General features: G+C 62.5%; 24 protein-coding genes. 14 read left to right on the top strand and 10 right to left on the bottom strand.

Going from position 1 to position 21,889, the window contains the following annotated elements:
• Nucleotides 1-9 precede the first annotated feature (9 nt).
• From pcaC to OEZ49_RS10525, 6 genes are all read left to right on the top strand, one after another.
• Complete coding sequence (gene pcaC / locus OEZ49_RS10550; protein WP_263388268.1) at nt 10-387, top strand: 4-carboxymuconolactone decarboxylase; 378 nt, start codon at nt 10-12, stop codon at nt 385-387.
• Nucleotides 388-434: 47 nt separating this feature from the next.
• Complete coding sequence (gene pcaH, locus OEZ49_RS10545; protein ID WP_263388267.1) at nt 435-1,163, top strand: protocatechuate 3,4-dioxygenase subunit beta; 729 nt, start codon at nt 435-437, stop codon at nt 1,161-1,163.
• Between the two features lie 65 nt (nt 1,164-1,228).
• Complete coding sequence (gene pcaG, locus OEZ49_RS10540) at nt 1,229-1,849, top strand: protocatechuate 3,4-dioxygenase subunit alpha (RefSeq protein WP_263388266.1); 621 nt, start codon at nt 1,229-1,231, stop codon at nt 1,847-1,849.
• Between the two features lie 14 nt (nt 1,850-1,863).
• Nucleotides 1,864-2,688: a BKACE family enzyme gene (locus tag OEZ49_RS10535; RefSeq protein WP_263388265.1), complete on the top strand. Its 825-nt coding sequence runs from the start codon at nt 1,864-1,866 to the stop codon at nt 2,686-2,688.
• 66 nt (nt 2,689-2,754) lie between these two features.
• Nucleotides 2,755-3,129: a fluoride efflux transporter FluC gene (locus OEZ49_RS10530; RefSeq protein ID WP_263388264.1), complete on the top strand. Its 375-nt coding sequence runs from the start codon at nt 2,755-2,757 to the stop codon at nt 3,127-3,129.
• Nucleotides 3,126-3,491: a fluoride efflux transporter FluC gene (locus tag OEZ49_RS10525; RefSeq protein ID WP_263388263.1), complete on the top strand. Its 366-nt coding sequence runs from the start codon at nt 3,126-3,128 to the stop codon at nt 3,489-3,491. Before OEZ49_RS10530 ends, OEZ49_RS10525 begins: the two co-directional genes overlap by 4 nt.
• A 132-nt stretch (nt 3,492-3,623) precedes the next feature.
• Here the strand turns inward: OEZ49_RS10525 and OEZ49_RS10520 are convergent, their stop codons facing one another.
• A complete protein-coding gene (locus OEZ49_RS10520; protein ID WP_263388262.1) occupies nt 3,624-5,534 on the bottom strand; it encodes a di-heme-cytochrome C peroxidase in 1,911 nt (636 codons plus the stop codon).
• 391 nt (nt 5,535-5,925) lie between these two features.
• Between OEZ49_RS10520 and OEZ49_RS10515 the strand changes: the two genes are divergently transcribed.
• Both OEZ49_RS10515 and OEZ49_RS10510 read left to right on the top strand, forming a co-directional pair.
• The gene (locus OEZ49_RS10515; RefSeq protein ID WP_263388261.1) at nt 5,926-7,101 is read left to right on the top strand and encodes a helix-turn-helix domain-containing protein; all 1,176 of its coding nucleotides are present in this window, start codon (nt 5,926-5,928) and stop codon (nt 7,099-7,101) included.
• Nucleotides 7,102-7,226: 125 nt separating this feature from the next.
• Nucleotides 7,227-8,030, top strand: a complete 804-nt coding sequence (locus OEZ49_RS10510) for a class I SAM-dependent methyltransferase (RefSeq protein ID WP_263388260.1) — start codon at nt 7,227-7,229, stop codon at nt 8,028-8,030.
• Between the two features lie 16 nt (nt 8,031-8,046).
• On the opposite strand, the gene nqrM is transcribed toward OEZ49_RS10510, so the two are convergent.
• The 3 genes from nqrM to OEZ49_RS10495 all read right to left on the bottom strand — a co-directional run bounded on the left by nqrM (nt 8,047) and on the right by OEZ49_RS10495 (nt 9,587).
• Nucleotides 8,047-8,289: a (Na+)-NQR maturation NqrM gene (gene nqrM, locus OEZ49_RS10505; RefSeq protein WP_164132195.1), complete on the bottom strand. Its 243-nt coding sequence runs from the start codon at nt 8,287-8,289 to the stop codon at nt 8,047-8,049.
• A 21-nt stretch (nt 8,290-8,310) separates the two neighbouring features.
• The gene (locus tag OEZ49_RS10500; protein ID WP_263388259.1) at nt 8,311-9,336 is read right to left on the bottom strand and encodes an FAD:protein FMN transferase; all 1,026 of its coding nucleotides are present in this window, start codon (nt 9,334-9,336) and stop codon (nt 8,311-8,313) included.
• Between the two features lie 62 nt (nt 9,337-9,398).
• Nucleotides 9,399-9,587: a hypothetical protein gene (locus OEZ49_RS10495; protein ID WP_263388258.1), complete on the bottom strand. Its 189-nt coding sequence runs from the start codon at nt 9,585-9,587 to the stop codon at nt 9,399-9,401.
• A 106-nt stretch (nt 9,588-9,693) separates the two neighbouring features.
• Between OEZ49_RS10495 and OEZ49_RS10490 the strand changes: the two genes are divergently transcribed.
• Together OEZ49_RS10490 and arsB are read left to right on the top strand one after the other, a co-directional pair.
• A complete protein-coding gene (locus OEZ49_RS10490) occupies nt 9,694-10,218 on the top strand; it encodes a CBS domain-containing protein (RefSeq protein ID WP_263388257.1) in 525 nt (174 codons plus the stop codon).
• A 165-nt stretch (nt 10,219-10,383) separates the two neighbouring features.
• Nucleotides 10,384-11,391 carry an ACR3 family arsenite efflux transporter gene (gene arsB, locus OEZ49_RS10485; RefSeq protein ID WP_263388256.1) on the top strand — a complete coding sequence of 336 codons (1,008 nt, stop codon included), beginning with the start codon at nt 10,384-10,386 and terminating at the stop codon, nt 11,389-11,391.
• 153 nt (nt 11,392-11,544) lie between these two features.
• Here arsB and nqrF read toward each other — a convergent pair whose 3' ends face one another.
• Genes nqrF through OEZ49_RS10455 form a run of 6 tightly spaced genes read right to left on the bottom strand, consistent with a single transcriptional unit; the run spans nt 11,545 to nt 17,392 of the window.
• Nucleotides 11,545-12,765, bottom strand: coding sequence for an NADH:ubiquinone reductase (Na(+)-transporting) subunit F (nqrF, locus tag OEZ49_RS10480; protein WP_263388255.1), 1,221 nt, complete (start codon nt 12,763-12,765; stop codon nt 11,545-11,547).
• Nucleotides 12,766-12,778: 13 nt separating this feature from the next.
• Nucleotides 12,779-13,387 (bottom strand): NADH:ubiquinone reductase (Na(+)-transporting) subunit E, encoded by a 609-nt coding sequence (nqrE, locus tag OEZ49_RS10475; RefSeq protein ID WP_263388254.1) that lies wholly within the window; start codon nt 13,385-13,387, stop codon nt 12,779-12,781.
• The gene (locus OEZ49_RS10470) at nt 13,387-14,040 is read right to left on the bottom strand and encodes an NADH:ubiquinone reductase (Na(+)-transporting) subunit D (protein WP_263388253.1); all 654 of its coding nucleotides are present in this window, start codon (nt 14,038-14,040) and stop codon (nt 13,387-13,389) included. Before OEZ49_RS10470 ends, nqrE begins: the two co-directional genes overlap by 1 nt.
• A complete protein-coding gene (locus tag OEZ49_RS10465) occupies nt 14,040-14,843 on the bottom strand; it encodes a Na(+)-translocating NADH-quinone reductase subunit C (RefSeq protein WP_263388252.1) in 804 nt (267 codons plus the stop codon). Before OEZ49_RS10465 ends, OEZ49_RS10470 begins: the two co-directional genes overlap by 1 nt.
• Nucleotides 14,836-16,044, bottom strand: a complete 1,209-nt coding sequence (locus OEZ49_RS10460; RefSeq protein WP_263388251.1) for an NADH:ubiquinone reductase (Na(+)-transporting) subunit B — start codon at nt 16,042-16,044, stop codon at nt 14,836-14,838. Before OEZ49_RS10460 ends, OEZ49_RS10465 begins: the two co-directional genes overlap by 8 nt.
• Before the next feature lie 4 nt (nt 16,045-16,048).
• Nucleotides 16,049-17,392: a Na(+)-translocating NADH-quinone reductase subunit A gene (locus OEZ49_RS10455; protein ID WP_263388250.1), complete on the bottom strand. Its 1,344-nt coding sequence runs from the start codon at nt 17,390-17,392 to the stop codon at nt 16,049-16,051.
• Between the two features lie 383 nt (nt 17,393-17,775).
• On the opposite strand from OEZ49_RS10455, the gene hpaE reads away from it, so the two are divergent.
• The 4 genes from hpaE to hpaH are packed head-to-tail and all read left to right on the top strand — an operon-like array spanning nt 17,776 to nt 21,856.
• Nucleotides 17,776-19,284, top strand: a complete 1,509-nt coding sequence (gene hpaE / locus OEZ49_RS10450) for a 5-carboxymethyl-2-hydroxymuconate semialdehyde dehydrogenase (RefSeq protein WP_263388249.1) — start codon at nt 17,776-17,778, stop codon at nt 19,282-19,284.
• Between the two features lie 45 nt (nt 19,285-19,329).
• Nucleotides 19,330-20,181: a 3,4-dihydroxyphenylacetate 2,3-dioxygenase gene (gene hpaD / locus OEZ49_RS10445; RefSeq protein ID WP_263388248.1), complete on the top strand. Its 852-nt coding sequence runs from the start codon at nt 19,330-19,332 to the stop codon at nt 20,179-20,181.
• Nucleotides 20,182-20,207: 26 nt separating this feature from the next.
• Nucleotides 20,208-21,059, top strand: a complete 852-nt coding sequence (locus OEZ49_RS10440) for a fumarylacetoacetate hydrolase family protein (protein WP_263388247.1) — start codon at nt 20,208-20,210, stop codon at nt 21,057-21,059.
• Nucleotides 21,056-21,856 (top strand): 2-oxo-hept-4-ene-1,7-dioate hydratase, encoded by an 801-nt coding sequence (gene hpaH / locus OEZ49_RS10435; RefSeq protein WP_263388246.1) that lies wholly within the window; start codon nt 21,056-21,058, stop codon nt 21,854-21,856. Before OEZ49_RS10440 ends, hpaH begins: the two co-directional genes overlap by 4 nt.
• The last annotated feature ends 33 nt before the right edge of the window (nt 21,857-21,889 follow it).

Here is a 21,889-nt window from a genome sequence, read left to right as displayed (position 1 = left end):
GGAAGACGAATGTCCGATCGCTATGACAACGGAATGAAGGTGCGCCGCCGGGTGCTGGGCGATGCCTATGTCGACCGGGCCGAGGCGGCCAAGACCGCGTTCGACGTGCCGTTCCAGACGCTGATCACCGAGGGCGCCTGGGGCACGGTCTGGGCCTCGGGCGGGATCAGCGACCGGGAACGGTCGATGCTGACACTGGCGCTGCTGGCGGCGCTGGGGAATTTCGAGGAGATCCCGATGCATATCCGCGCCACCGCCCGCACCGGCGCCAGCAAGCAAGACGTGCTGGAGGCGTTCCAGCATGTGGCGATCTATGCCGGTGTGCCGCGCGCCAATCAGGCGCTGAAACTGGCCAAGCAGACCTATGCCGAGATGGAACAGGAATAGTCCGGGAAACGCGCGACACGTCCCGCCCGAGAGAGGAGACCCCAGAGATGCTCAAACCCGGTGAATTCTACCAGAGGGACAGGGAGTGGCACCCGCCCGCCTATGATCCTAAGTACAAGACCTCGGTCGCGCGCTCGCCCCGGCAGGCGCTGATCAGCCTGGAGAACACGGTGAGCGAGATCACCGGCCCGGTGTTTGGGCACGGCGATATTGACACGGGCGACAATGACCTGATCTACAACTATGCCAAGCCGGGCGAGAGCGCGATTGGCGAGCGGATCATCCTGCACGGCCGGGTTCTGGACGAGAACCGCCGCCCCCTGCCCCATACGCTGGTCGAGATCTGGCAGGCCAATGCGGGCGGGCGGTACCGGCACAAGAAGGACACCTATCTGGCGCCGATCGACCCGAATTTCGGCGGCTGCGGCCGGACCCTGACCGACGAGAACGGCTATTACTATTTCCGCACGGTCAAGCCCGGCGCCTATCCCTGGCGCAACTGGGTCAACAACTGGCGGCCCGCGCATATCCATATGTCGATCTTTGGCACCGCTTTTGCCCAACGGCTGATCACGCAGTGCTATTTCGAGGGCGACCCGCTGATCGCGAAATGCCCGATCGTGAACACCATCCCCGACCCGGCGGCCATCGACACACTGATCGCACCCCTGGACCTGAACGCGACGATCCCGCTGGATACCATCGCCTACAAGTTCGACGTGGTGCTGCGCGGGCGCCGGTCGACCTTGTTTGAAAACCGGCTGGAGGGGAACTGAAGCGTTTCCAGGAAAAGTGGGAACCGGTTTTCCGGTTCGGAAACGCGACAGAAAAGGAGAAGAACATGCCGCAATCGCTGGATTACCTGAAAGAGACCCCGTCGCAGACGGCCGGACCTTACGTGCATATCGGGCTGGCGCCGGGTGCCGCCGGGTTCGACATCTACGGTCAGGAACTGGGCTGGGACATTGCCGGGCCGAATGCGCAGGGCGAACGTATCCGGGTCGAGGGGCTGGTCATCGACGGCACCGGCAGCCCGGTCAAGGACGTGCTGCTGGAGGCCTGGCAGGCCAATGCCGCCGGTATCTACGCCCATCCAGAACACGCGGGCGCGGTCGAGGACGGGTTTCGCGGCTGGGGCCGGGTGATCACCGATTTCGCCACTGGCGAATGGGGGTTCGACTCGGTCAAGCCCGGTTCCGTTCCGGGCCGGAACGGAACCGTTCAGGCGCCGCATATCAACCTGTGGATCGTGGCGCGCGGCATCAACGTGGGGCTCAACACGCGGCTCTATTTCGAGGACGAGGCCGAGGCCAACGCCGCCGACCCGGTGATCAACATGATCGAATGGGAGAACCGCCGCCAGACGCTGATCGCCCGGCGCAACGAGACGGACGGCAAGGTCGTCTATCGGTTCGACATCCGATTGCAAGGCGAGAACGAGACGGTGTTCTTCGACATCTGAGCCGGGAGGAAGCCATGACCAAACCCTGTATCATCTGCGTCGCCATCACCGGGTCGCTACCGACCAAGGACAACAACCCGGCGGTGCCGATCACGGTCGAGGAACAGGTCGAAAGCACGCAGGAGGCGTTCGAGGCGGGCGCAAGCATCGCCCATTGCCATGTGCGCAACGACGACCAGACGCCCACCAGCGACCCCGAACGCTTCGGGCGCCTGCTGGAAGGGCTGCGGCAGCACTGTCCCGGCATGATCGTGCAATTCTCGACCGGCGGGCGGTCCGGGGCCGGACAGGCACGGGGCGGCATGCTGCCGCTGGCGCCTGATATGGCCTCGTTGTCGGTGGGGTCGAACAACTTTCCGACGCGGGTCTATGAGAACCCGCCCGACCTGGTCGACTGGCTGGCCTCGGAAATGCGGACCTATCACGTGACGCCGGAAATCGAGGCCTTTGACCTGAGCCATATCCTGCGCGCCATCGACATGCATGGCAAAGGGCAGCTTTACGGCAAGCTCTATGTGCAGTTCGTCATGGGGGTGAAGAACGCCATGCCCGCCGACCGCGAAGTGTTCGATTTCTACGTCCATACGATGAAGACCCGCGCGCCGCAGGCGGAATGGTGTGCCGCCGGGATCGGCCAGAACCAGATCGTGGTCAACGAATGGGCCATCGCGGCGGGCGGTCACACGCGCACGGGGCTGGAGGATAACGTGCGGCTGGACCGCGACCGTCTGGCACCGTCGAACGCGGCGCTGGTTCGGCGGGCGGTCGAGCTCTGCGAGAAATACGAGCGCCCGGTGGCCCGCTGGCAAGAGGCGCGCGAGATCCTCGGACTGGCCTGACCCGGCGGAATTGAAAACCCCGCCTTCGCCCGCTATGCCGGGTCAACAGGCGGATGAGGGGCGCGGGTGGCACGGGCAGGCATGTATCTGGCGGTATTCGCGGGCGGCGCGGCGGGGTCGCTGCTGCGCGAGCTGTTCGCGCTGGAGATCCCCGGCCTGCCGCTGGTGACCGCCACTTTCGGCATCAATACGGTGGCCTGCCTGATCCTGGGCTGGCTTTACGCCGTGCGGCACCGGGTGCATGCCCATGTGCTGCATCTGGGCGCGGTGGGGTTCTGCGGCGGGCTGTCGACCTTTTCGTCGTTCATCTTCGAACTGGACCGGATGATCCGGCTGGAGGGCTGGGGCACCGGGCTGGGCGCCATGACGCTGGAGATTGCCGCGGGCCTTGCGGCGGCGGTGCTGGGCGAGGCGCTTGGGCGCCGGAGGACACCGCGATGAGCGGGGTTTACCTGCATCTCCTGTTTGCGCTTGGCGGCGGGCTTGGCGCTGTGCTGCGGCACTGGACCGCGCGACGGATCACCCATGACTTGCCGCTGGCAACGCTGGCGGTGAATGTCGCGGGCACGCTTCTGCTGGGTCTGTCGCTGGGGCAACTGGAGGCCAGTGGCGCGGGCGTCAGCGAGGATGCGCGCCGGTTGGTGCTGGGCTTTTGCGGCGGACTGACCACGTTTTCCAGCTTTGCCTATCAGACGCTGGACCTGCATCGCACGCGCACGATCCTGGTTGCTGCGGGCAATATCCTGATCAGTGTCGTGCTTTGCGCCCTGGCGTTCCTGTTGGGACAATATCTGACCGGTTAATCGGGCGTCTGCGCGGCGCCATTGAGTACTTTTGACCAGAAAGAAGCAGCAGTGCGCTTGGGCTTCTTTCTGGTTCAAAATACTCCCGCCGGAGGCTCCCGCACCCGCCACCCGCGTGCAGGCCGGGATGGATCACAGGGTTTTCAGGTACTCCAGCAGGGCGCGGCGGTCCTCTTCGGTCAGGCCTGCCGTGCCATAGTCATGGCCCGAGTTGAAATTACCGGGGATCGGTTCGCCATCCTCGTCGCGGGCGCGGAAGGTAAAGGGGTTCTGTTCCAGATCCGAGACAAAACCGACCTTGACCGGGTCGAACTCGCGGCTGCCGACGCCAAACACCTCGGGCCGGGTTTCGGCATCCTCGGGCAGGACGGCGTCGAGATCGGTGGCGACATTGCGCATGCGGGCGGGCAGCAGCAGGTCGTAAAGCGTGGGTACCGAGCCGTTGTGCAGATAGGGCGCGGTGGCCCAGATCCCGTTAAGCGCGCGGGCCTTGTAGGCCAGGAGCGTGTGGTCCTGGGTCAGGCAGTCCTGCGCGTCGGCCTTCTTTTTCTCATCGGTCACGCCGGGCAGGTATTCGGTGATCAGCCCGCTTTCGGTACGGTCGCCCGAGGGGCGGTCATCCTCGTAGAGGATCGCGCCCAGCACCTCGCCCCGCTTGCCCCAGATGGCGCCGATCGTGGCGTTGACCAGCATCATGCGGGTGAAATCCTCGACCGGGTCGATGCGGGCGCCTTCGGTGATCACGTATTGGCCGCCGAACTGGCCGGGTTTCGAGCGGTGCAGGAAGGTATTGCAGGTGGTGAACACATCGGTGCCGATATCGGCCAGCGGCGTCATCGTGGTGGCCATCGGGCTGGTGGTGTCCGTGGGGGCCATATGGCTGTGGCAGTCAGCGCAGCTTTCGCCGTCGATCTGGCGGGTGAAGACCTCGCGCCCGCGTGCGGCGAGATCCCAGTCGATGGCCCCCAGCATGTCCTCGGGCCATTTCGGCGATTGCAGGCTCTCAAGCTGGCGTTCAAGCGAGACCAGTTCACGGACCCGGGCACTGGAGGGATAACCCCGGCGCACGGTGAACTTGTCGGTCTCGATATGGGCAAAGACGCCGATCACCTCGGAGGTGTTGCGCACCAGCGCGCCGAGTTCCGTGCTTTCGCCGAGGAAGCGGATCTTGAACATCCGCGTGGCGATGCCGTTCCATTGCAGCTGCTCCTGCTGCGAGGTGTTCCAGATATGCGGATAGCTGGCCGGGGCGTCGGCCAGAACGTTGGTGATCTGGTCAGGATCGCGGACGGTCAGCGCCACCTTGTTCAGGATATGGCCCTGGGCATCCAACCGGGCATGACCATAGCGCACCTTGGGTGCCGCGTTCTTGTCGGCCAGCGCCTGTTGCCAGGCGATCTGTTCGCCAAGCTGAGTTTCCAGCGAGGCGCGCCCATCGATGCTTTGATCCTCGCCCAGCACGGCGCGCGCAAAACGGTCGAAGCGGGTGCGGTCGGCCACGGTGTCCTTGAGCGATTGCAGCAGGTCCTCTTCCATCCGCTGGAAATCGGCGAGCGTCGGCGCGCCTTCGATCCGCAGCCGGCGGCCCTGATGGGTGATCTCGTTGGTGTGGCAGGCCGAACAGGTGAGCCCGACCCAGGGTTTGCGCATGGTCAGCGCGTCGCAGGTCTCGGGGAAGGTATCGCACATCAGGTCGGCCGACAGGCTCCGGTCCTGATCGATCACCCAGCCGAGCGGCAGGCCCTCGGGATTGTTCACCGGGTCGGGGTTGGCGATATAGCCCAGCTCTTCCATATAGGCGCGGTCGAGAAAGGCGCGCTGGCCGTCGCCGGGCTGTTCCAGTGCCACGAGCCAGTCGAGCGGCAAGAGGCGTGAGCCCTGGGTGGTGGTGTACCACCAGCGGCGTTGGGCGTCGTTCCAGCCCTGATCCAGGCATTCGACATCCCGACAGACACGCCAGCTCGATTGCGCCTGGGCCTGAGGCGCGCCCAGAGCCACAAGGGCGCCAAGCAGGATCAAACCAATCCGATGTCTCGAAATCATCACTCACCTCCGGTGCTGTAACAGCCGCTCCTGTTGCTACCACAAGGGCGACGACACCATTGTGCCGCCGCCCTAGCGTGTTTTACAAATGTCTTTTTCTATTTTGGGTGCTTAAACATATTGCGGCTTGAATACTTTCAGTATGCTGAGTGGCGTCTGTATTGCGCCACATCCCGTCGAGGGTCGGGTCCAGAATACCCCCGTTGGTCCTGTCCGGTTTTGGCGATCGGCGCGCCTCAGCCGCCAACTCAGCACGATAACAACTTTTTCCTGAGCCACTCACTCTCGGACTTGAATGCAACGTAGCGTAAACGAGGAACAACTTTGAATAATCACCAGAATTGGTGAAACCGGGTATAGTCAGTCCCAATTTCTCGAATCATCAAGTCACATGTCCAAGACCGACCGGCACGATCAGATTGTAGTTTCAATATACGATGCCGCGCTGGATCCGGGGAAATGGCCTGTTCTTCTGACCGAAATCGCGCATTACACCGGCGCAGTCGGCGCAATGATATTCGAGGTGGAAACACCACAGGACCGGCCGCATCTGTTGGCCTCGCATTTCAGCGATACTTATAATGCCGAACTGGTGCATGGGTACCTAGCGCAGCACAACGATCTGGAGATCGCCGACCAGGCGATTTTTGCCCGGCATTCCCGCGCGACGGACGATATCGAGCTGATCCCGGATTCGGTTCTGGCCGCGTCGGAAGCCGAATTGCTGGCACGGCCGAACCAGAAAACCATGATGCGATACGGCATCCGGTACCGCTGTGGCGCCTTGCTGAACAAGGACCAGCTGTTTCATGACCGGTTTTCCATGCAGTTCGGCTCGGATGCGGCCGAAGATCTGCCCCTGCGTCTGGCCCGGGCTTCGCGGCTGTTGCCGCATATCGCCAAGGCGCTGAGTATCGGCCGCCCGATCCAGGCAGTGCAGAAGCGGCACCAAGCGGTGCTGAACGCGCTCGACAAGCTGGATGTGGGGTTCTGCGTTCTGGACAACCGGATGAACGTGATCGTCGACAACGAGGAATTCCGCCGACAGGCCGACGAATCCGGGGTCTATCGCACGACGCCACGCGGACAGCTGTCGTTTCGCAGCGAAGGCGACCTGGGCCGGGCGCGCGCGCTGATGAGTGGGGTCACAGGCCATGGCCGTTTCGGAGCCCGCCCCCGCAAGGAAGCAGTTGAAGCCGAACACAAGGGGCAGACCGCCGCAAGCGAGGCGCTGTGCATCGACATCTCGCCCCTGAACAAGGCGAACGAGATGGGAAGTGGACCGATTGACGGCTATCTACTGATGAGCACGGATACCAGCCGCAGCTATCGGCTGGAGATGCAATGCCTTGCCACGCTGTTCGAGTTGAGCGAAGCGGAAAGCGCGGTTCTGGAGCTGATGGCGGAAGGCAAAACCAACAAACAGATCGCCGAACAACGGGGGCGGTCGCTGGATACGATCAACACCCAGGTCAAGTCGATCCTATCGAAAGCCAGCTGCGAAAACCGGACACAGGCGATCCGGATGGCGACCAACATCTCGTCAGGTTTCCTTGTTCGGGATTGAGGGTTGCGAGGCAGAGCGCGGTTGTGCGCACTTGCTTCCCCTGCGAGGGTCATGGTAGCGTCCGGCCATTCGCGCAGATGCCGGATAGATCAGAAATATAATTATATTTTCAAGGAGATACGGCATTGGGCGAAGTTGTTATCGACGCATCATTCCTGCCCGAGGTGGAGCGGGCATCGCTGTCGGACATACCCGAGCACCTGCTGCGCCACACCATTGGCACGACCGATCTTGCGCATTTCCAGCGCTCGGCGCTGGAGCATATCGCGTTCTTTGAAGCGGCGACGCTGAAACATGACGGGAGGCGGCTGTATGACTATCAGTCGATCCTTGATTTCGGCTGTGGCACCGGCCGGTTGATGCAGATGTTCCCGAACACCGCCAACATCAAGGGTTGTGATCCGAACGGGCCGCTGGTCAAGTTCTGCAACGACTTCTTCAAACATGCCGAAGTGTATCAGAGCCAGCCCGAACCGCCGCTGAAATGGGCCGACGGAACGTTCGATCTGGTGTACAGCTTCTCGGTGTTCTCGCATCTCAAGCGGGACAGCGAAGATCGCTGGCTGAACGAACTGGCGCGCGTAGGCAAGCCAGGCTGTATCTATCTGATCACCGTGCAGGGCGACTGGTGGCTGGAAAGCAAGTTCTCCCAGCCGGAACGCGAGAAGATCGAGAGTGCAGGGTTCTGGTACTTCGACATTCACACATCCCGCGGGACAGACATGGATTTCCCCGAGAATTACGGCTCATCCATCCACACGTCGCAATTCATCCGAAAGGAGTGGAACAAGCATATGGATGTCTTGCAGGTCTACAAGGGTCGGCCGCCGATGCTGTATGATCATCCCTCGTTGCCCGAGGCCCACCGCCGCGCGCTGGAAGGCAGCCGGGCGATGGGTCAGGACATGGTGATCATGAGAAAACGGTAAGACAGAGAAGCGCGGTTCAGCCGCGCTTTTCCTTTTCCAACTCGGCCGCTATCTTGCGCGCTCGCGGGCATTGCAGCCGCTCGCGCAGCGGGCTGTCGGGGTCGATCTCCTTGGAACAGACAACGCAGCGGTCGGTGCCGGAAATGGCGTTGAGCCCACCGCAGCTGCCCTTGATCCGCTTGCCCATCAGCATGACGCCCAGCGACATGCCGAGCATCACGATCAGCAAGAGGAAGAAGGCCAGCACAAAGGTTGTCATCTCGGGGGTCCCCGTTTCGGATCAGTCGGTGTTGAGCAGATCGGCAAAGGCGCTGCTTTGTGCCGTCATATAGGCATCGTCGCCGCCTTGCACATCTCTTTCGATGAAAAACACGGCAAGGTTATTGGCTTCGGCCACTTTCAGCCCCGCATCCAGCCCCAGAACCAGCATCGCAGTGGCCCAGGCATCGGCCATCATCGCGGTGTCGGCAATGACCGTGACCGAGGTCGTGCGATGTGTGACCGGGCGGCCGGTGACCGGGTCGAGGATATGGGAATAGCGGCGGCCTTCGTGTTCGAAATAGTTGCGGTAATCGCCCGAGGTGGCCATGCCGTAGTCGCTGACCGGCACCACCAGCTGGATGCTCTGCGCGCCTTGATCGGGGCGTTCAATGCCGATGCGCCAGGCCTCGCCCTTGTCGTTGTTGCCCTTGGTCACCAGATCGCCGCCGATCTCGACCAGGTAGCTTTCGGCGCCCAGCCCGGCAATTGTGCGCGCCACCGCGTCGACACCAAAGCCCTTGGCGATGGCGCTGAGGTTGATGCCGGTCTCGGGCCGGGCCTTGGCGATGGTTCCGGCGCCCGCGTCCAGCGTCAAGAGGCGGGTCTGGCCGACACCTTTCAGGGCGGCGGCGATAGCGTCATCAGCGGGAATCGGATCTTCGGGCTTGCGCGGGCCAAAACCCCAAAGCTCGATCAGGGGCCCGAGGGTCACGTCGAACTTGCCGCCCGATTTCTGATGCACTTCGTTGGCCGCGGTCAGGATGGTGACGAAATCCGCCGATACCGGCATCGGCGTGGTCTGGGCACTGGCCGAGAAGGTCGACACCTCGGATTTCGGATCCCAGTTCGACATCTTGCCGTTCACGGCCGTCAGGGTCTCGGCCACGGCGGCGGCGAGTTTCGCCTCGTCCAGATCGGGGCCGATGGCAGTGACGTGATAGGTGGTGCCCATCGTCTCGCCCGAAAGTTTGACGACAACCGGCTCTTCGTCAAAGAGGCAGGCGGAGAGCAGGAGAGTGGCGGAGAGGGCAAGCCAACGGAACATCGAAAAACCTCGGCGATTTCGCTGCTGCGGCATAGGACAGCGGCGGGGCGGTGTCAAACGCCTCAGGGTCGCAGCGGCAGAAAGGCGAGAACCAGCAGGCCAATTGCCGCCGGCACGCCGTAGAGCCAGAGCCGCGACCGGGGCGCGGGGGGATCGGCCTTCCATGTCTTGCGGTAGCCGTGGCCGCAAACCACTACCACAAAGAAGATCAGCGCGGCGGAAAACGGGGTCAGGTGTAGGGATTCGAACATCGCGGCCTTGCCGATTTTCGGGGTCCGGGCATTTCGGGCCTTCCCGGATCGGTCTGCCGGGGTAAGATGGAGGTGAACCCGCAGCAGGACAGCAGGAGACCCGCGCATGGCACCCAGTTCATATCAGCCGCCGACCCGGGGCGACAAGGCCGACACGGCAACCTATAGCCAAACGGTCGAATCGAACCTGGCGCATTCCCAGTCGACGGTGGCCAAATTGCTGGAGGGCAAGGGCGACGCTATATTCTCGGTCCGACCGGGGGACACGATCGGACATGTGGTGGGCGTGCTCAAGGAAAAGCGGATCGGCGCCGTGGTGGTGACGGATCAGAACGGCACGCTGCAAGGCATCCTGTCGGAACGTGACATCGTGCGGCGCATGGCCGACACGCCGGGCCAGACACTGCCGCAGCAGGTCGAGGCGCTGATGACCAAGAGCGTGCGCACCTGCACGCCCGAGGACACGCTGACCGATGTGCTCAAGACCATGACCGAAGGCCGGTTCCGTCACATGCCGGTGGTGAGGGACGGCAACCTGTGCGGCATGATCACCATCGGTGACGTGGTGAATTTCCGCCTCCGCGAGCTGGAATACGAAGCGCTGCGGATGAAGCAGATGATCGTCGGTTAGGGTCCGGCCCGGAAATCAGAGTGCACGGTCGAAGGCGGCTTCTGCCGACACCGGTCATCCTTGCCGGTAAAGGCCATGACCGGAACGCAGCCCGGGCCACCGATTTTTCAGGATTGCGAGCACGAGTTCACAATTTGGTTCGCTAGACGAGGTAGGTGGCAGACCATGAGTGTTTTCGAACGGTATCTTTCTGTTTGGATTGCGCTGGCGATGATCGTCGGCATCCTGGTTGGCAGCGCCGTTCCCGGTCTGGTGAAGACGATTGCCGCAGCTGAAGTGGCAAACGTAAACCTTGTGGTTGCGGTTCTGATCTGGGCGATGGTCTACCCGATGATGGTCGGGGTCGATCCCGGCAGCCTCAAAGGCGCGGCGAAACAGCCAAAGGGTTTGGCGATCACGTTGGCGGTGAACTGGCTGATCAAGCCGTTCACAATGGCCGCGCTTGGCGTTGTGTTCTTTGACTATGTCTTTGCCGATATCATCGCAACGGAAGATGCACAGCAATACATTGCGGGGCTCATCCTGCTTGGGGCTGCGCCCTGTACGGCAATGGTTTTCGTCTGGTCCCAGCTTACACGTGGCGACGAGAGCTATACGCTGTTGCAGGTCTCAGTAAACGATGTGGTCATGGTCTTCGCCTTTGCGCCCATCGTCGCCTTTCTGTTGGGTGTCACAGACATCGCCGTGCCATGGGAGACGCTGTTTCTCTCGGTCGTGCTGTTTGTTGCGCTGCCGCTGGCGGCAGGTATCTGGACGCGTCGGCGGCTTGGCAGTGAAGAGCGCATCGACCGGTTCCGAGACAGGATCAAGCCATGGTCGATCCTGGGCCTGATCGCGACGGTAGTCATCCTGTTCGGCCTTCAGGGGCAGGTGATACTTGACCGGCCTCAGGTTATCGCGCTGATCGCAGTACCGATCCTGATCCAGTCCTATGGTATCTTCGCGCTGGCATATGCATCGGCCTGGACGCTGCGGGTTCCGCACCAAATCGCAGCCCCCTGTGCATTGATCGGCACCTCGAATTTCTTCGAGCTTGCGGTCGCGGTGGCGATAAGCCTATTCGGCCTGAATTCAGGCGCCGCGCTTGCCACGGTGGTCGGAGTCCTGGTCGAGGTGCCAGTGATGCTGTCGCTTGTGGCCTTTGCCAACCGGACACGCACCTCGTTCAGCTGACGCCGACCCTGTTGCCGTGATCTCGATCCTCGGCAAATCGTTCACGCCGCAGGGCAACGCTTTGCCAAACTGGCGTTTCGCGCTCTACCTTGCGCTCTGGCCCGCAGGATCCTTGAAACGAAAACCCGGCGCATCTCTGCGCCGGGTTTCTATTTAACCCCCGAAATCGTCCAGCATGATGTCTTCGCGGTCGACGCCCAGGTCAAGCAGCATCTTGATCACCGACTGGTTCATGATCGGCGGGCCGCACATGTAGAATTCGCAGTCCTCGGGCGCGGGGTGGTTTTTCAGATATTCCTCGAACAGGACGTTATGGATGAAGCCGGTGTAGCCCGTCCAGTCATCGCCCGGCTGCGGGTCGCTCAGCGCCACGTGCCATTCGAAATTTTCGTTCTCGGCGGCAAGCTGGTCGAAATCCTCGACAAAGAACATCTCTTTCTTCGAGCGGGCGCCGTACCAGAAGGTGATCTTGCGCTTGGATTTCAGGCGCTTGAGCTGGTCGAAGATATGGCTGCGCATCGGTGCCATACCTGCGCCGCCGCCGATGAACACCATCTCCTTGTCGGTGTCGCGGGCGAAGAACTCGCCGAACGGACCCGAGATGGTGACCTTGTCGCCCGGTTTCAGGTTGAAGATATACGACGACATCTGGCCTGCCGGGATGCCCTCGGAGCCCGGCGGCGGCGAGGCCACCCGGACGTTGAGCATGATGATGCCCTTTTCCTCGGGGTAGTTGGCCATCGAATAGGCGCGTTCGATCGGGACGGTCACGGTGGACTTGTATTGCCACAGATTGAACTTGTCCCAGTCCTCGCGATACTCTTCCTGGATGTCGAAATCGGTATAGGCAAGCTGGTGCGCAGGGGCCGCGATCTGGATATAGCCACCTGCGCGGAAGTTGACGTTCTCGCCCTCGGGCAGTTCCAGCACCAGCGCCTTGATGAAGGTGGCGACGTTTTCGTTGGAACGCACGGTGCATTCCCACTTTTTCACGCCGAACACCTCTTCGGGCACTTCGATATCCATGTCCTGCTTGACCGCGACCTGACAGGACAGGCGGTCGCCGCAGGCGGCCTCGCGCTTGGTGATGTGGCTTTCCTCGGTCGGCAGGATGGATCCGCCGCCGGAATGCACCTTGACCCGGCATTGGGCGCAGGTGCCGCCGCCACCGCAGGCCGATGGCACGAACAGCTTTTCGGCCGCCAGCGTCTGCAACAGCTTGCCACCGGCGGGGACCGAGATGGTTTTCTCGCCGTTGATGGTGATGTTGACGTTGCCGGTCGAGACTAGCCGCGAGCGGGCCATCAGGATGATGCTGACCAGCGCAATGACGATCAGGGTAAAGAGGACGACGCCGAGCGAAAATGTTTCCATCTGTCCGGCCCCCTTACAGTTTGACGCCCGAGAAGGACATGAAGGCCATGGCCATCAGTCCCGCGGTGATGAAGGTGATGCCGAGGCCCTGAAGCCCGTCCGGCACATCGGAATATTTCAGTTTCTCGCGCACGCCCGCCATGGCGGTGATCGCCAGCGCCCAACCGAAACCAGAGGAAAGACCATAGGTCGCCGCCTCGGCAAAGTTGTAATCGCGTTCCACCATGAAGAGCGAACCGCCCAAGATAGCGCAGTTCACCGTGATCAGCGGCAGGAAGATGCCAAGCGCGTTGTAGAGCGCGGGCACGTATTTATCGAGAAACATCTCGAGGATCTGAACGATGGCGGCGATCACACCGATATAGGAGATCAGGCCCAGGAAAGTCAGATCGACATCGGGAAAGCCCGCCCAGGCCAGCGCGCCGGGTTTCAGGAGCGTGTTCAAAAGCAGGTTGTTGGCGGGCACGGTGATGGCCTGCACCACCATGACCGAGATGCCAAGACCAAGCGCGGTCGAGATCTTTTTCGAGACCGCGATGAAGGTACACATGCCGAGAAAAAAGCTGAGCGCCAGGTTCTCGACAAAGACGGCCTTGACCGCGAGGGAAATTAGCCCTTCCATCAGTGCGCCTCCACCGACTGGATCTTGTATTCACGTTCTTCTACCTGCTTGGGTTTCCAGGTGCGGAAGGCCCAGATGATCAACCCGATCACGAAGAAGGCCGAGGGCGGCAGCAGCAAGAGCCCGTTGGGCACGTACCAGCCGCCATTGTTCACGGTTTGCAGGATGGTCACGCCAAAGAGCGAGCCCGAACCGAAGAGTTCGCGGATCACGCCGACCAGCATCAGGATCAGGCCGTAACCCAGCCCGTTGCCGACACCGTCGATGAACGAAGCGACAGGCGGGTTTTTCATGGCGAATGCCTCGGCCCGGCCCATCACGATGCAGTTGGTGATGATAAGGCCAACAAAGACCGACAGGGTTTTCGAGATTTCGAAGGCATAGGCCTTGAGGATCTGGTCGACCAGGATCACCAGGCTGGCGATGATCACCATCTGCACGATGATCCGGATCGAGCTGGGGATCTGATTGCGCAGGATCGAGATGAAGAAGGACGAGAACGCCGTCACGAAGGTCACGGCCAGCGCCATGACAAAGGCCACTTGCAGCGACGAGGTGACCGCCAGCGCCGAGCAGATGCCAAGCACCTGAAGCGTGATCGGGTTGTTGTCGACCAGCGGATCGACCAGCAGTTCTTTCTTGGTCTGGGACATCAGATCTCTCCCGCTTTCAGGGCCTCGAGGAAGGGCGCATAGCCTTGCTCGCCCATCCAGAACCGCACCAGGTTATCCACCCCGACCGAGGTCAGCGTGGCGCCGGCCAGCGCGTCGACATAGAAATCGGGGCCGGCGGCAGGTTGCGACTTGGCCACGGTGATTTGCAGATCGCCCGCCTCATCGCGCAGTTTCTTGCCGTTCCACTGCGATTTCCAGCGGGGGTTGTCCACCTCGGCGCCAAGCCCCGGGGTTTCGCCATGCTGGTAGAATTGCAGGCCGAAGATGTCGTTGCCGTTCTCTTCGAGCGCGATGAAGCCGTAAAGCGTGGACCACAGTCCATACCCGTGGAGCGGCAGGATCACCTTGTCCAGCGCGCCGCTGCTGTCGCGCAGCAGATAGACGGTGCGATAGCGCGCCTGGCGGCCGATGCCCGCCGGGTCGTCATCCAGCGCACGGCTGAGTTCTGGGTTCTGGGCCGCGGCCAGATCGTCGAAGGTGGCGGCGTCGAACTGATCGGTGAAAGCGCCGGTGTCGAGATCGAGCACGTGGGGTTCAAACGCCTGGAACGCCTCGGCCACGTTCTGGCCCGGTTGATAGAGACCCGCGACTTGCAGAATGTTCAGCTGCTTATCTTTGAGCTTGTTGGCCTCTTGCACCGGGCGCAGCGAAACGGCGGCCACCGACACGATCATCGAGGCGAAGAGGCATAGCGTGACCGCGACGAACAGGGTCTTGCCGACCGAATCCGGCGGTGCGGCGAGGAAGCGGGCGATCAGACCCTGGTTCCGTGTCTCAGACATGGCGGCGGGCCCTCCGTTTGATGTTGGCCTGCACGACGAAATAGTCGATCAGCGGCGCGAAGACATTGCCGAACAGGATGGCGAGCATCATGCCTTCGGGGAAGGCGGGGTTGATCACGCGGATCAGCACGACCATGACCCCGATCAGCGCGCCATAGATATAGCGGCCGGTATTGGTGTGGCTGGCCGAGACCGGCTCGGTCACCATGAACGCCAGACCAAAGGCGTAGCCGCCCAGCACCAGATGCCAGTACCAGGGCATGGCGAACATCGGATTGCTGTCAGAGCCAATGACATTGAGCAGCAGCGAAAAGCCGATCATCCCCGCCAGACAACCCACGATCAGACGCCAGTTGGCGATTTTCGTCATCAGGAGGAAAGCCAGGCCGAGCATTGCGGCCAGTGTCGAGGTCTCGCCAAAGCTGCCCTGGATCGTGCCATAGAAAGCGTCCATCCAGGTGATGCCGTTGGCGGCCAGCTGCTGGTACCCGTCCGAGGCCGAGACCGCGAGCGCGGTGGCGCCCGAGAAGCCGTCGACCGGGGTCCAGACGCTGTCACCCGACATATAGGCGGGATAGGCGAAGTAAAGGAACGCGCGACCGACCAGCGCGGGATTGAGGAAGTTTTTGCCCGTGCCGCCGAACACTTCCTTGCCGATCACCACGCCGAAGGAAATGCCAAGCGCCACCTGCCACAGCGGGGTGCTGGCCGGCAGGATCAGGGTGTAGAGCATCGAGGTCACGAGGAAGCCCTCGTTTACCTCATGTCCGCGCACGGTGGCAAAGAGCACCTCCCAGATGCCGCCGACGACCAGTGTCGTCAGGTAGATCGGCAGGAAGTAGAGGAACCCGTGCGCCACGTTGGCCAGCGGATTGGCCGCATCCAGCGAGATGCCAAGCGCCTGGAGGATGGTGATGCGCCAGCCTGTGGCCGCGTCGGCGCCCAGCATGGCGATGGCCGAGTTGGCCTGATAGCCGGTATTCCACATGCCCCACAGGATGCAGGGGATGGTGGCGATCACGACATAAGTCATGATCCGCTTCATATCGACATAAGACCGAGCATGCGGGGCGACGGTGGTCACCGACTTGGGCGTGTAGATGAAGCTTTCGACCATCTCATAGATGGGAAACAGCTTCTCGAACTTGCCGCCCTTGGTGAAATTCGGTTCGATCCGGTCAAAGAAGTTGCGCAACCCCATGGGCTCAGCCCTCCTTCTCGATCTTGGACAGGCAGTCGCGCAGCGCCAGCCCGTATTCGTATTTGGCCGGGCACGCAAAGCCGACGAGCCCGAGGTCTTCCTCGTCCAGTTCCAGCGCGCCGAGCGCCTGCGCGGTGTCGGTGTCCATCACCAGAAGCGCGCGCAGGAGTTGAGTGGGCAGGTAATCCTGCGGCATCAGCTCTTCGAAGGTGCCGGTAGGCACCATGGCACGGCGGCCGCCGTTCAGGTTCGAGGTGAATTTGTAGAGCTTGCGCGAGAAGGCCGAGCCCAGCACCGGCTGCACCGCGTATTTCGACGGCATCGGAAGGATCCAGCCCATCGTGTGCTGCTTACGATCCTCTTCGATCAGCGCGACCTGGCGGGCGAAACGGCCCAGATAGGCGAATGGCCCGGTGGCGTGGCGGCCCGTCAGGATCGAGCCCGAAATCACGCGCACGGGGGCGTCGATAGAGATCTCGCCTGCGGTCATCCTATCGGTCGAGGCGCCCATGACCGTGCGGATCAAGCGCGGCTGGCGGGCGGCGGGACCGGCCAGCGCGATCACCACCGAGGGGTCGATATGGCCAGTTTCCAGAAGACGCCCGATGGCGATCACGTCCTGATAACCAATGGTCCAGACCGTTTTTGCAGCGCTGGACGGATCGAGAAAATGGATATGCGTCCCGGCCAGACCCGCCGGATGCGGACCGTCGAAGGTGGCGGTCTCGACCCCTGCGGCGTCGCCGCCGGGGATCGCATCGCCCGGCTTGTGGCAAAGCCAGGTCTTGCCCTCGGTCAGCAGCGCGACCGCCGCCAGGCCGGTGGCAAAGGCGCTGCCCGCGTCTGCGATGACGGTGGCGGCGTCAGCCGCCAGCGGCTCGGTATCCATGGCGGTGACAAAGATCGCGTCCGGCTTGCCGCCCGGTGCGGGCATCTTGGAATAGGGCCGGGTGCGGAACGCGGTCCAGAGACCGGCGGCACAGAGCTTCTCGGTCAGGCCCTCGGGCGTCTTGCCATTGCCGGTAGCGGCAAAGTCGAGCCCGGCGTCGGCTGCATCGGTCACCTCGATCACGACGCTCTGCAACACCCGGCGTTCTCCGCGGTTGATCGCGGTGACGCGGCCGGTCATCGGGGCGACGATCATCGCCTCGGGCGCGTCCTTATGACAGAAGAGCGGCGTGCCGCGGCGGACTTCGTCGCCCTCTTGCACCAGCACCCGGGGTTTCAGCCCGATATAGTCGGGGCCAAGAACCGCGACCGTGCCGACGGCGGGACCGGGATGGATTGTCTGCTCCGGCGCACCGGCGACAGGTAGGTCCAATCCCTTTTTCAATCTGAAATTCTGCATGTGATCGCTACGTTCTTCTCGTGTCCGATTCCCGTGGCGGGCCCTGAATAGTGCATGGGACCTTTCAGAGAAATACCCGGAAACCCTGAGTGCCTCCGGTGTCGCGCAGGCGACAGATTTTTGAACCGTCCCGTCTGGCGGGCACCTTTAAGGGAGTGGTCGCCCGAAAGCAAATGCCGTTCGGTCATTTATGGCGTCAAAAGCGCCCGCTTGAGGCGCTAACGGTAAGTTTTCTGCGTTGCAGCGACAGGTTTGCAACAGGTTGCCGCAGCCAATGCCGCCCGTTTCCGACCTTGTCCGATGGCAGTGGCGGCACGGTGGGCTTGACTCGTGTCGGAATTTGCTTAACATGTGAACAAAGAGCAAATCAGGAGTGTTCGCGGATGAGCGATCTTTCGACACGGCTTGCGGCCCTCGACAGCCATCTTGCCCGATTTCGCGAAAACGGCATTGCAAACCGGATCGGCGGGCGCGACCTGCCCGGCTCGGGCGGCACCTTTGACACGGCCTCGCCGGTGGACAAGTCGGTGATCTGTTCCGTCGCGCGCGGCAACGCGGCCGACATGGACGCGGCGGCGCGCGCCGCCCATGCGGCCTTTCCGGCCTGGCGCGACATGCCCGCGACCGAGCGGCGCGCCATCCTGATCCGCATCGCCGAAGGGATCGAGGCGCGGGCCGAGGAAATCGCGCTCTGTGAATGCTGGGACACCGGGCAGGCCTGGCGGTTCATGTCCAAGGCGGCGCTGCGCGGGGCCGAGAATTTCCGTTATTTCGCCGATCAGGTGGTGCAGGCGCGCGATGGACAGCATCTGAAATCGCCCACTTTGATGAATATCACCACCCGCGTTCCGATCGGCCCGGTGGGGGTGATCACGCCTTGGAACACGCCGTTCATGCTGTCCACCTGGAAGATCGCGCCCGCGCTGGCCGCCGGTTGCACCGTGGTGCACAAACCCGCCGAACTCAGCCCGCTGAGCGCGCGGCTGTTGATCGAGATCGCCGAAGAGGCGGGCCTGCCCCCCGGGGTTCTGAACCTGGTGAACGGATTTGGCGAGGATGCGGGCAAGGCGCTGACCGAGCATCCGCTGATCAAGGCCGTGGCCTTTGTCGGCGAAAGCCGCACCGGCAGCATGATCGTGAAACAGGGGGCCGACTCGCTGAAGCGGGTGCATCTGGAACTGGGCGGCAAGAACCCGGTGATCGTTTTCGACGATGCCGATATCGAGCGCGCGCTGGATGCGGTGATCTTCATGATCTACTCGATCAACGGTGAACGCTGCACTTCGTCCTCGCGCCTGCTTGTGCAGGACACAATCCGCGAAGAGTTCGAGGCGCGGCTGGTCGAACGGGTGAACAACATCAGGGTCGGCCACCCGCTGGATCCAGCGACCGAGATCGGGCCGCTGATCGGCGAGGAGCATTTTGCCAAGGTCACCAGCTATTTCGACATTGCCCGTCAGGACGGCGCCACCGTTGCGGCGGGTGGCGAGGTGGTGGGCGATCAGGGCTATTTCGTGCGCCCCACCCTGTTCACCGGTGCCAGCAACCAGATGCGGATCGCGCGCGAGGAGATTTTCGGCCCGGTTCTGACCTCAATCCCGTTCTCGACGGAAGAAGAGGCGCTTCAGATTGCCAATGACACGCCCTATGGGCTGACCGGCTATCTCTGGACCAACGACCTGACCCGCGCGCTGCGCTTTACCGACAAGCTCGAGGCCGGGATGATCTGGGTGAACTCGGAAAACGTGCGCCACCTGCCCACCCCCTTTGGCGGGGTCAAGGCCAGCGGCATCGGCCGCGACGGCGGCGACTGGTCGTTCGAGTTCTACATGGAGCAGAAGCATATCGGCTTTGCCACCGGCCAGCACAAGATCCAGCGCCTCGGCGCCTGAACCACTCACCGGGAAACGCGCGACCATCCCGTGACGGAGGAGAGAATGGGAGAAATCGTACTCGCCGCCAAATGCACCCATGTGCCGACAATGCTGATGTCGGAGCAGGAGGGGCCAGTGAAGGGCAAGCGGCAGGCGGCCATCGACGGGCATCTGGAGATCGCCCGCCGCGCCCGCGCACTTGGCGCCGATACCGTGGTGATCTGCGACACCCATTGGGTGATCAACGCAGGATTCCACATCACCGCCAACAACCGGTTTCAGGGGCTGTTCACCTCGAACGAGTTTCCGCAGTTCATCCAGAACATGCCCTATGACTACGAGGGCAATCCGGGCCTGGGCGACGCCATCGCCAAAGAGGCCAGCGCGCGCGGTGCCTATACGCTGGCGCATCACCTGGACAGTCTGGAACTGGAATACGGCACGCTGGTGCCGATGCGGTTCCTGAGCCGGGAACACCAGATGAAGGTGGTGTCGGTCGCGGCCTGGTGTACGGTGCATGACCATGACGAAAGCCGCATCGTGGGCGAGGCGATCCGCGCCGCGGTAGAGGCATCGGACAGCAAGGTGTTACTGGTGGCCTCCGGCTCGCTGTCCCACAAGATCTGGCCCAACAAGGACTATGCCGCCAACAACGGCACCTTTACCATCAGTTCCGAGTTCAACCGGCAGATGGATCTGCATGTGCTCGAGATGTGGAAGCGCGGTGATCATGCGACCTTCCTCAAGATGCTGGGCGATTATGCGCGCTTCTGCTGCGGCGAGGGGTCGATGCACGATACAGCCATGCTGTACGGTGCGCTTGGTTGGGACAGCTATGACAAGCCCTGCGAGGTGGTGACCGAGTACTTCCCCTCGTCCGGCACCGGACAGACCAACGTGATTTTCCCGGTTTGATGTCCGGGCCAGACGAGAGGAACAGCATGAAGTTCGCCACCATTGCCGCCGACGGGCAGGAGCTTTACGGCATCATCCGCGACGAGGGTTTCGTGGCGCTGTCGCCCGATTTCCCGCACTGGCCCGACCTGCGCGCGGTGATCGCGGCGGGTGGTTTGCACGATCTGGCCAAGGCGGCGATGGGCCGGGCTGTGACGCATAGCGATTTCACCTATCTGCCGCCGGTGCCGAACCCGGGAAAGATCATCTGTGTCGGCGTCAATTTTCCCGACCGCAATGCGGAATACAAGGATGGCAGCGCAGCGCCGAAATACATGTCGCTGTTTCCGCGTTTTGCGTCGAGCTTTGTCGGACATGGCCAGCCGCTGATCCGCCCGCCGGAGAACCATACGCTGGATTACGAGGGCGAGATGGCGGTGGTCATTGGCAAGGGGGGGCGGCGCATCCGGGCCGAGGATGCCTATGACCATATCGCGGGACTGAGCGTCTGCAACGAGGGCACCATTCGCGACTGGGTGCGGCATGCCAAGTTCAACGTGACACAAGGCAAGAACTGGGACCGGTCGGGTGCCATCGGGCCGTGGATGGTGCCGTTCACCCATCCCGCCCAGATTGACGCGGCGCGGATCACCACCCGAGTCAATGGCGAGGTGCGGCAGGACGATGCGCTGGCCAACATGATCTTTTCCGTGCGCGAAGAGATCGCCTATATCTCGACCTTCACCACCCTGAACCCCGGCGACATCATCGTCACCGGCACCCCCACCGGCGCGGGCGCGCGGTTCGACCCGCCGCGATACCTGAAACCTGGTGATGTTGTCGAGGTCGAGGTCACGGGTGTCGGCACGCTGGTCAACGGGGTGGAGGACGAGGCATGACACCCGAAGAGCACGTCGATGCCGCCGCGCGGTTGATCGAGGCTGAAGCGACAGGCCGCCAGATCGGGCTGTTGTCGCTGGCCTATCCGGGCATGGACATGGACGATGCCTATGCCATCCAACAGGCGCTGGCCACGCACAAGCAGACCGCCGGGCGGCATGTGATCGGGTGGAAGATCGGGCTGACCTCGAAGGCGATGCAATATGCGCTGAACATCGACATTCCCGACAGCGGCATCCTGTTCGACGACATGGCGTTTGACGATGGGGCCACGGTGCCCAAAGGGCGGTTCATCCAGCCCCGGGTCGAGGCCGAGATCGCCTTTGTGATGAAGGCGCCGCTTGGCGGGTCGAAGGTTACGCGCGACGATGTGCTGGCGGCCACCGACTATGTCGCGCCTGCTCTGGAAATCCTCGACACACGCATCCTGCGGGTCGATCCCGACACGGGGCGCGCGCGCAATGTCTGTGACACGATCAGCGACAATGCGGCCAATGCGGGCGTGGTGCTGGGGGTGCAGCGCCATGAGCCCGATGGCTTCGACCTGCGCTGGGTCGGGGCGCTGACATTTCGCAACGGTGAGATCGAGGAAACCGGGCTGGGTGCGGGTGTGCTGAACGATCCGGTCGAAAGCGTGGTCTGGCTGGCCCGCCGCATGGCGCAATACGGGCAAAGCATCGAACCGGGGCATATCGTGCTGTCGGGCAGTTTCATCCGCCCGGTCGAATGCCCGCCCGGCACCCGGATCGAAGCCGATTTCGGCCCCTTTGGCGCGGTCTCGGTCAATTTCGCCTGACACGCGACTGCCGTGACGTCAGACACGAAAGAA

The sequence above is a fragment of the Ruegeria marisflavi genome, from assembly GCF_025673445.1.
In the GTDB taxonomy this organism is placed as follows: Bacteria; Pseudomonadota; Alphaproteobacteria; order Rhodobacterales; family Rhodobacteraceae; genus Ruegeria_B; species Ruegeria_B marisflavi.
The sequence above is the reverse complement of the archived record's forward strand: the minus strand, read 5'-3'. Positions and strand labels throughout refer to the sequence as shown.

Bases quoted from the DNA above. Each gene is read 5' to 3' on its own strand.
- hpaE (WP_263388249.1), top strand. From the start codon at position 17,776: ATGAGCGATCTTTCGACACGGCTTGCGGCCCTCGACAGCCATCTTGCC.
- OEZ49_RS10535 (WP_263388265.1), top strand. From the start codon at position 1,864: ATGACCAAACCCTGTATCATCTGCGTCGCCATCACCGGGTCGCTACCG.
- OEZ49_RS10490 (WP_263388257.1), top strand. From the start codon at position 9,694: ATGGCACCCAGTTCATATCAGCCGCCGACCCGGGGCGACAAGGCCGAC.
- pcaH (WP_263388267.1), top strand. From the start codon at position 435: ATGCTCAAACCCGGTGAATTCTACCAGAGGGACAGGGAGTGGCACCCG.
- OEZ49_RS10465 (WP_263388252.1), bottom strand. From the start codon at position 14,843: ATGTCTGAGACACGGAACCAGGGTCTGATCGCCCGCTTCCTCGCCGCA.
- pcaG (WP_263388266.1), top strand. From the start codon at position 1,229: ATGCCGCAATCGCTGGATTACCTGAAAGAGACCCCGTCGCAGACGGCC.
- hpaH (WP_263388246.1), top strand. From the start codon at position 21,056: ATGACACCCGAAGAGCACGTCGATGCCGCCGCGCGGTTGATCGAGGCT.
- OEZ49_RS10495 (WP_263388258.1), bottom strand. From the start codon at position 9,587: ATGTTCGAATCCCTACACCTGACCCCGTTTTCCGCCGCGCTGATCTTC.
- OEZ49_RS10500 (WP_263388259.1), bottom strand. From the start codon at position 9,336: ATGTTCCGTTGGCTTGCCCTCTCCGCCACTCTCCTGCTCTCCGCCTGC.
- nqrM (WP_164132195.1), bottom strand. From the start codon at position 8,289: ATGACAACCTTTGTGCTGGCCTTCTTCCTCTTGCTGATCGTGATGCTC.
- OEZ49_RS10455 (WP_263388250.1), bottom strand. From the start codon at position 17,392: ATGCAGAATTTCAGATTGAAAAAGGGATTGGACCTACCTGTCGCCGGT.
- nqrF (WP_263388255.1), bottom strand. From the start codon at position 12,765: ATGGAAACATTTTCGCTCGGCGTCGTCCTCTTTACCCTGATCGTCATT.
- nqrE (WP_263388254.1), bottom strand. From the start codon at position 13,387: ATGGAAGGGCTAATTTCCCTCGCGGTCAAGGCCGTCTTTGTCGAGAAC.
- OEZ49_RS10525 (WP_263388263.1), top strand. From the start codon at position 3,126: ATGAGCGGGGTTTACCTGCATCTCCTGTTTGCGCTTGGCGGCGGGCTT.
- OEZ49_RS10440 (WP_263388247.1), top strand. From the start codon at position 20,208: ATGAAGTTCGCCACCATTGCCGCCGACGGGCAGGAGCTTTACGGCATC.
- hpaD (WP_263388248.1), top strand. From the start codon at position 19,330: ATGGGAGAAATCGTACTCGCCGCCAAATGCACCCATGTGCCGACAATG.
- OEZ49_RS10460 (WP_263388251.1), bottom strand. From the start codon at position 16,044: ATGGGGTTGCGCAACTTCTTTGACCGGATCGAACCGAATTTCACCAAG.
- OEZ49_RS10515 (WP_263388261.1), top strand. From the start codon at position 5,926: ATGTCCAAGACCGACCGGCACGATCAGATTGTAGTTTCAATATACGAT.
- OEZ49_RS10520 (WP_263388262.1), bottom strand. From the start codon at position 5,534: ATGATTTCGAGACATCGGATTGGTTTGATCCTGCTTGGCGCCCTTGTG.
- pcaC (WP_263388268.1), top strand. From the start codon at position 10: ATGTCCGATCGCTATGACAACGGAATGAAGGTGCGCCGCCGGGTGCTG.
- arsB (WP_263388256.1), top strand. From the start codon at position 10,384: ATGAGTGTTTTCGAACGGTATCTTTCTGTTTGGATTGCGCTGGCGATG.
- OEZ49_RS10470 (WP_263388253.1), bottom strand. From the start codon at position 14,040: ATGTCCCAGACCAAGAAAGAACTGCTGGTCGATCCGCTGGTCGACAAC.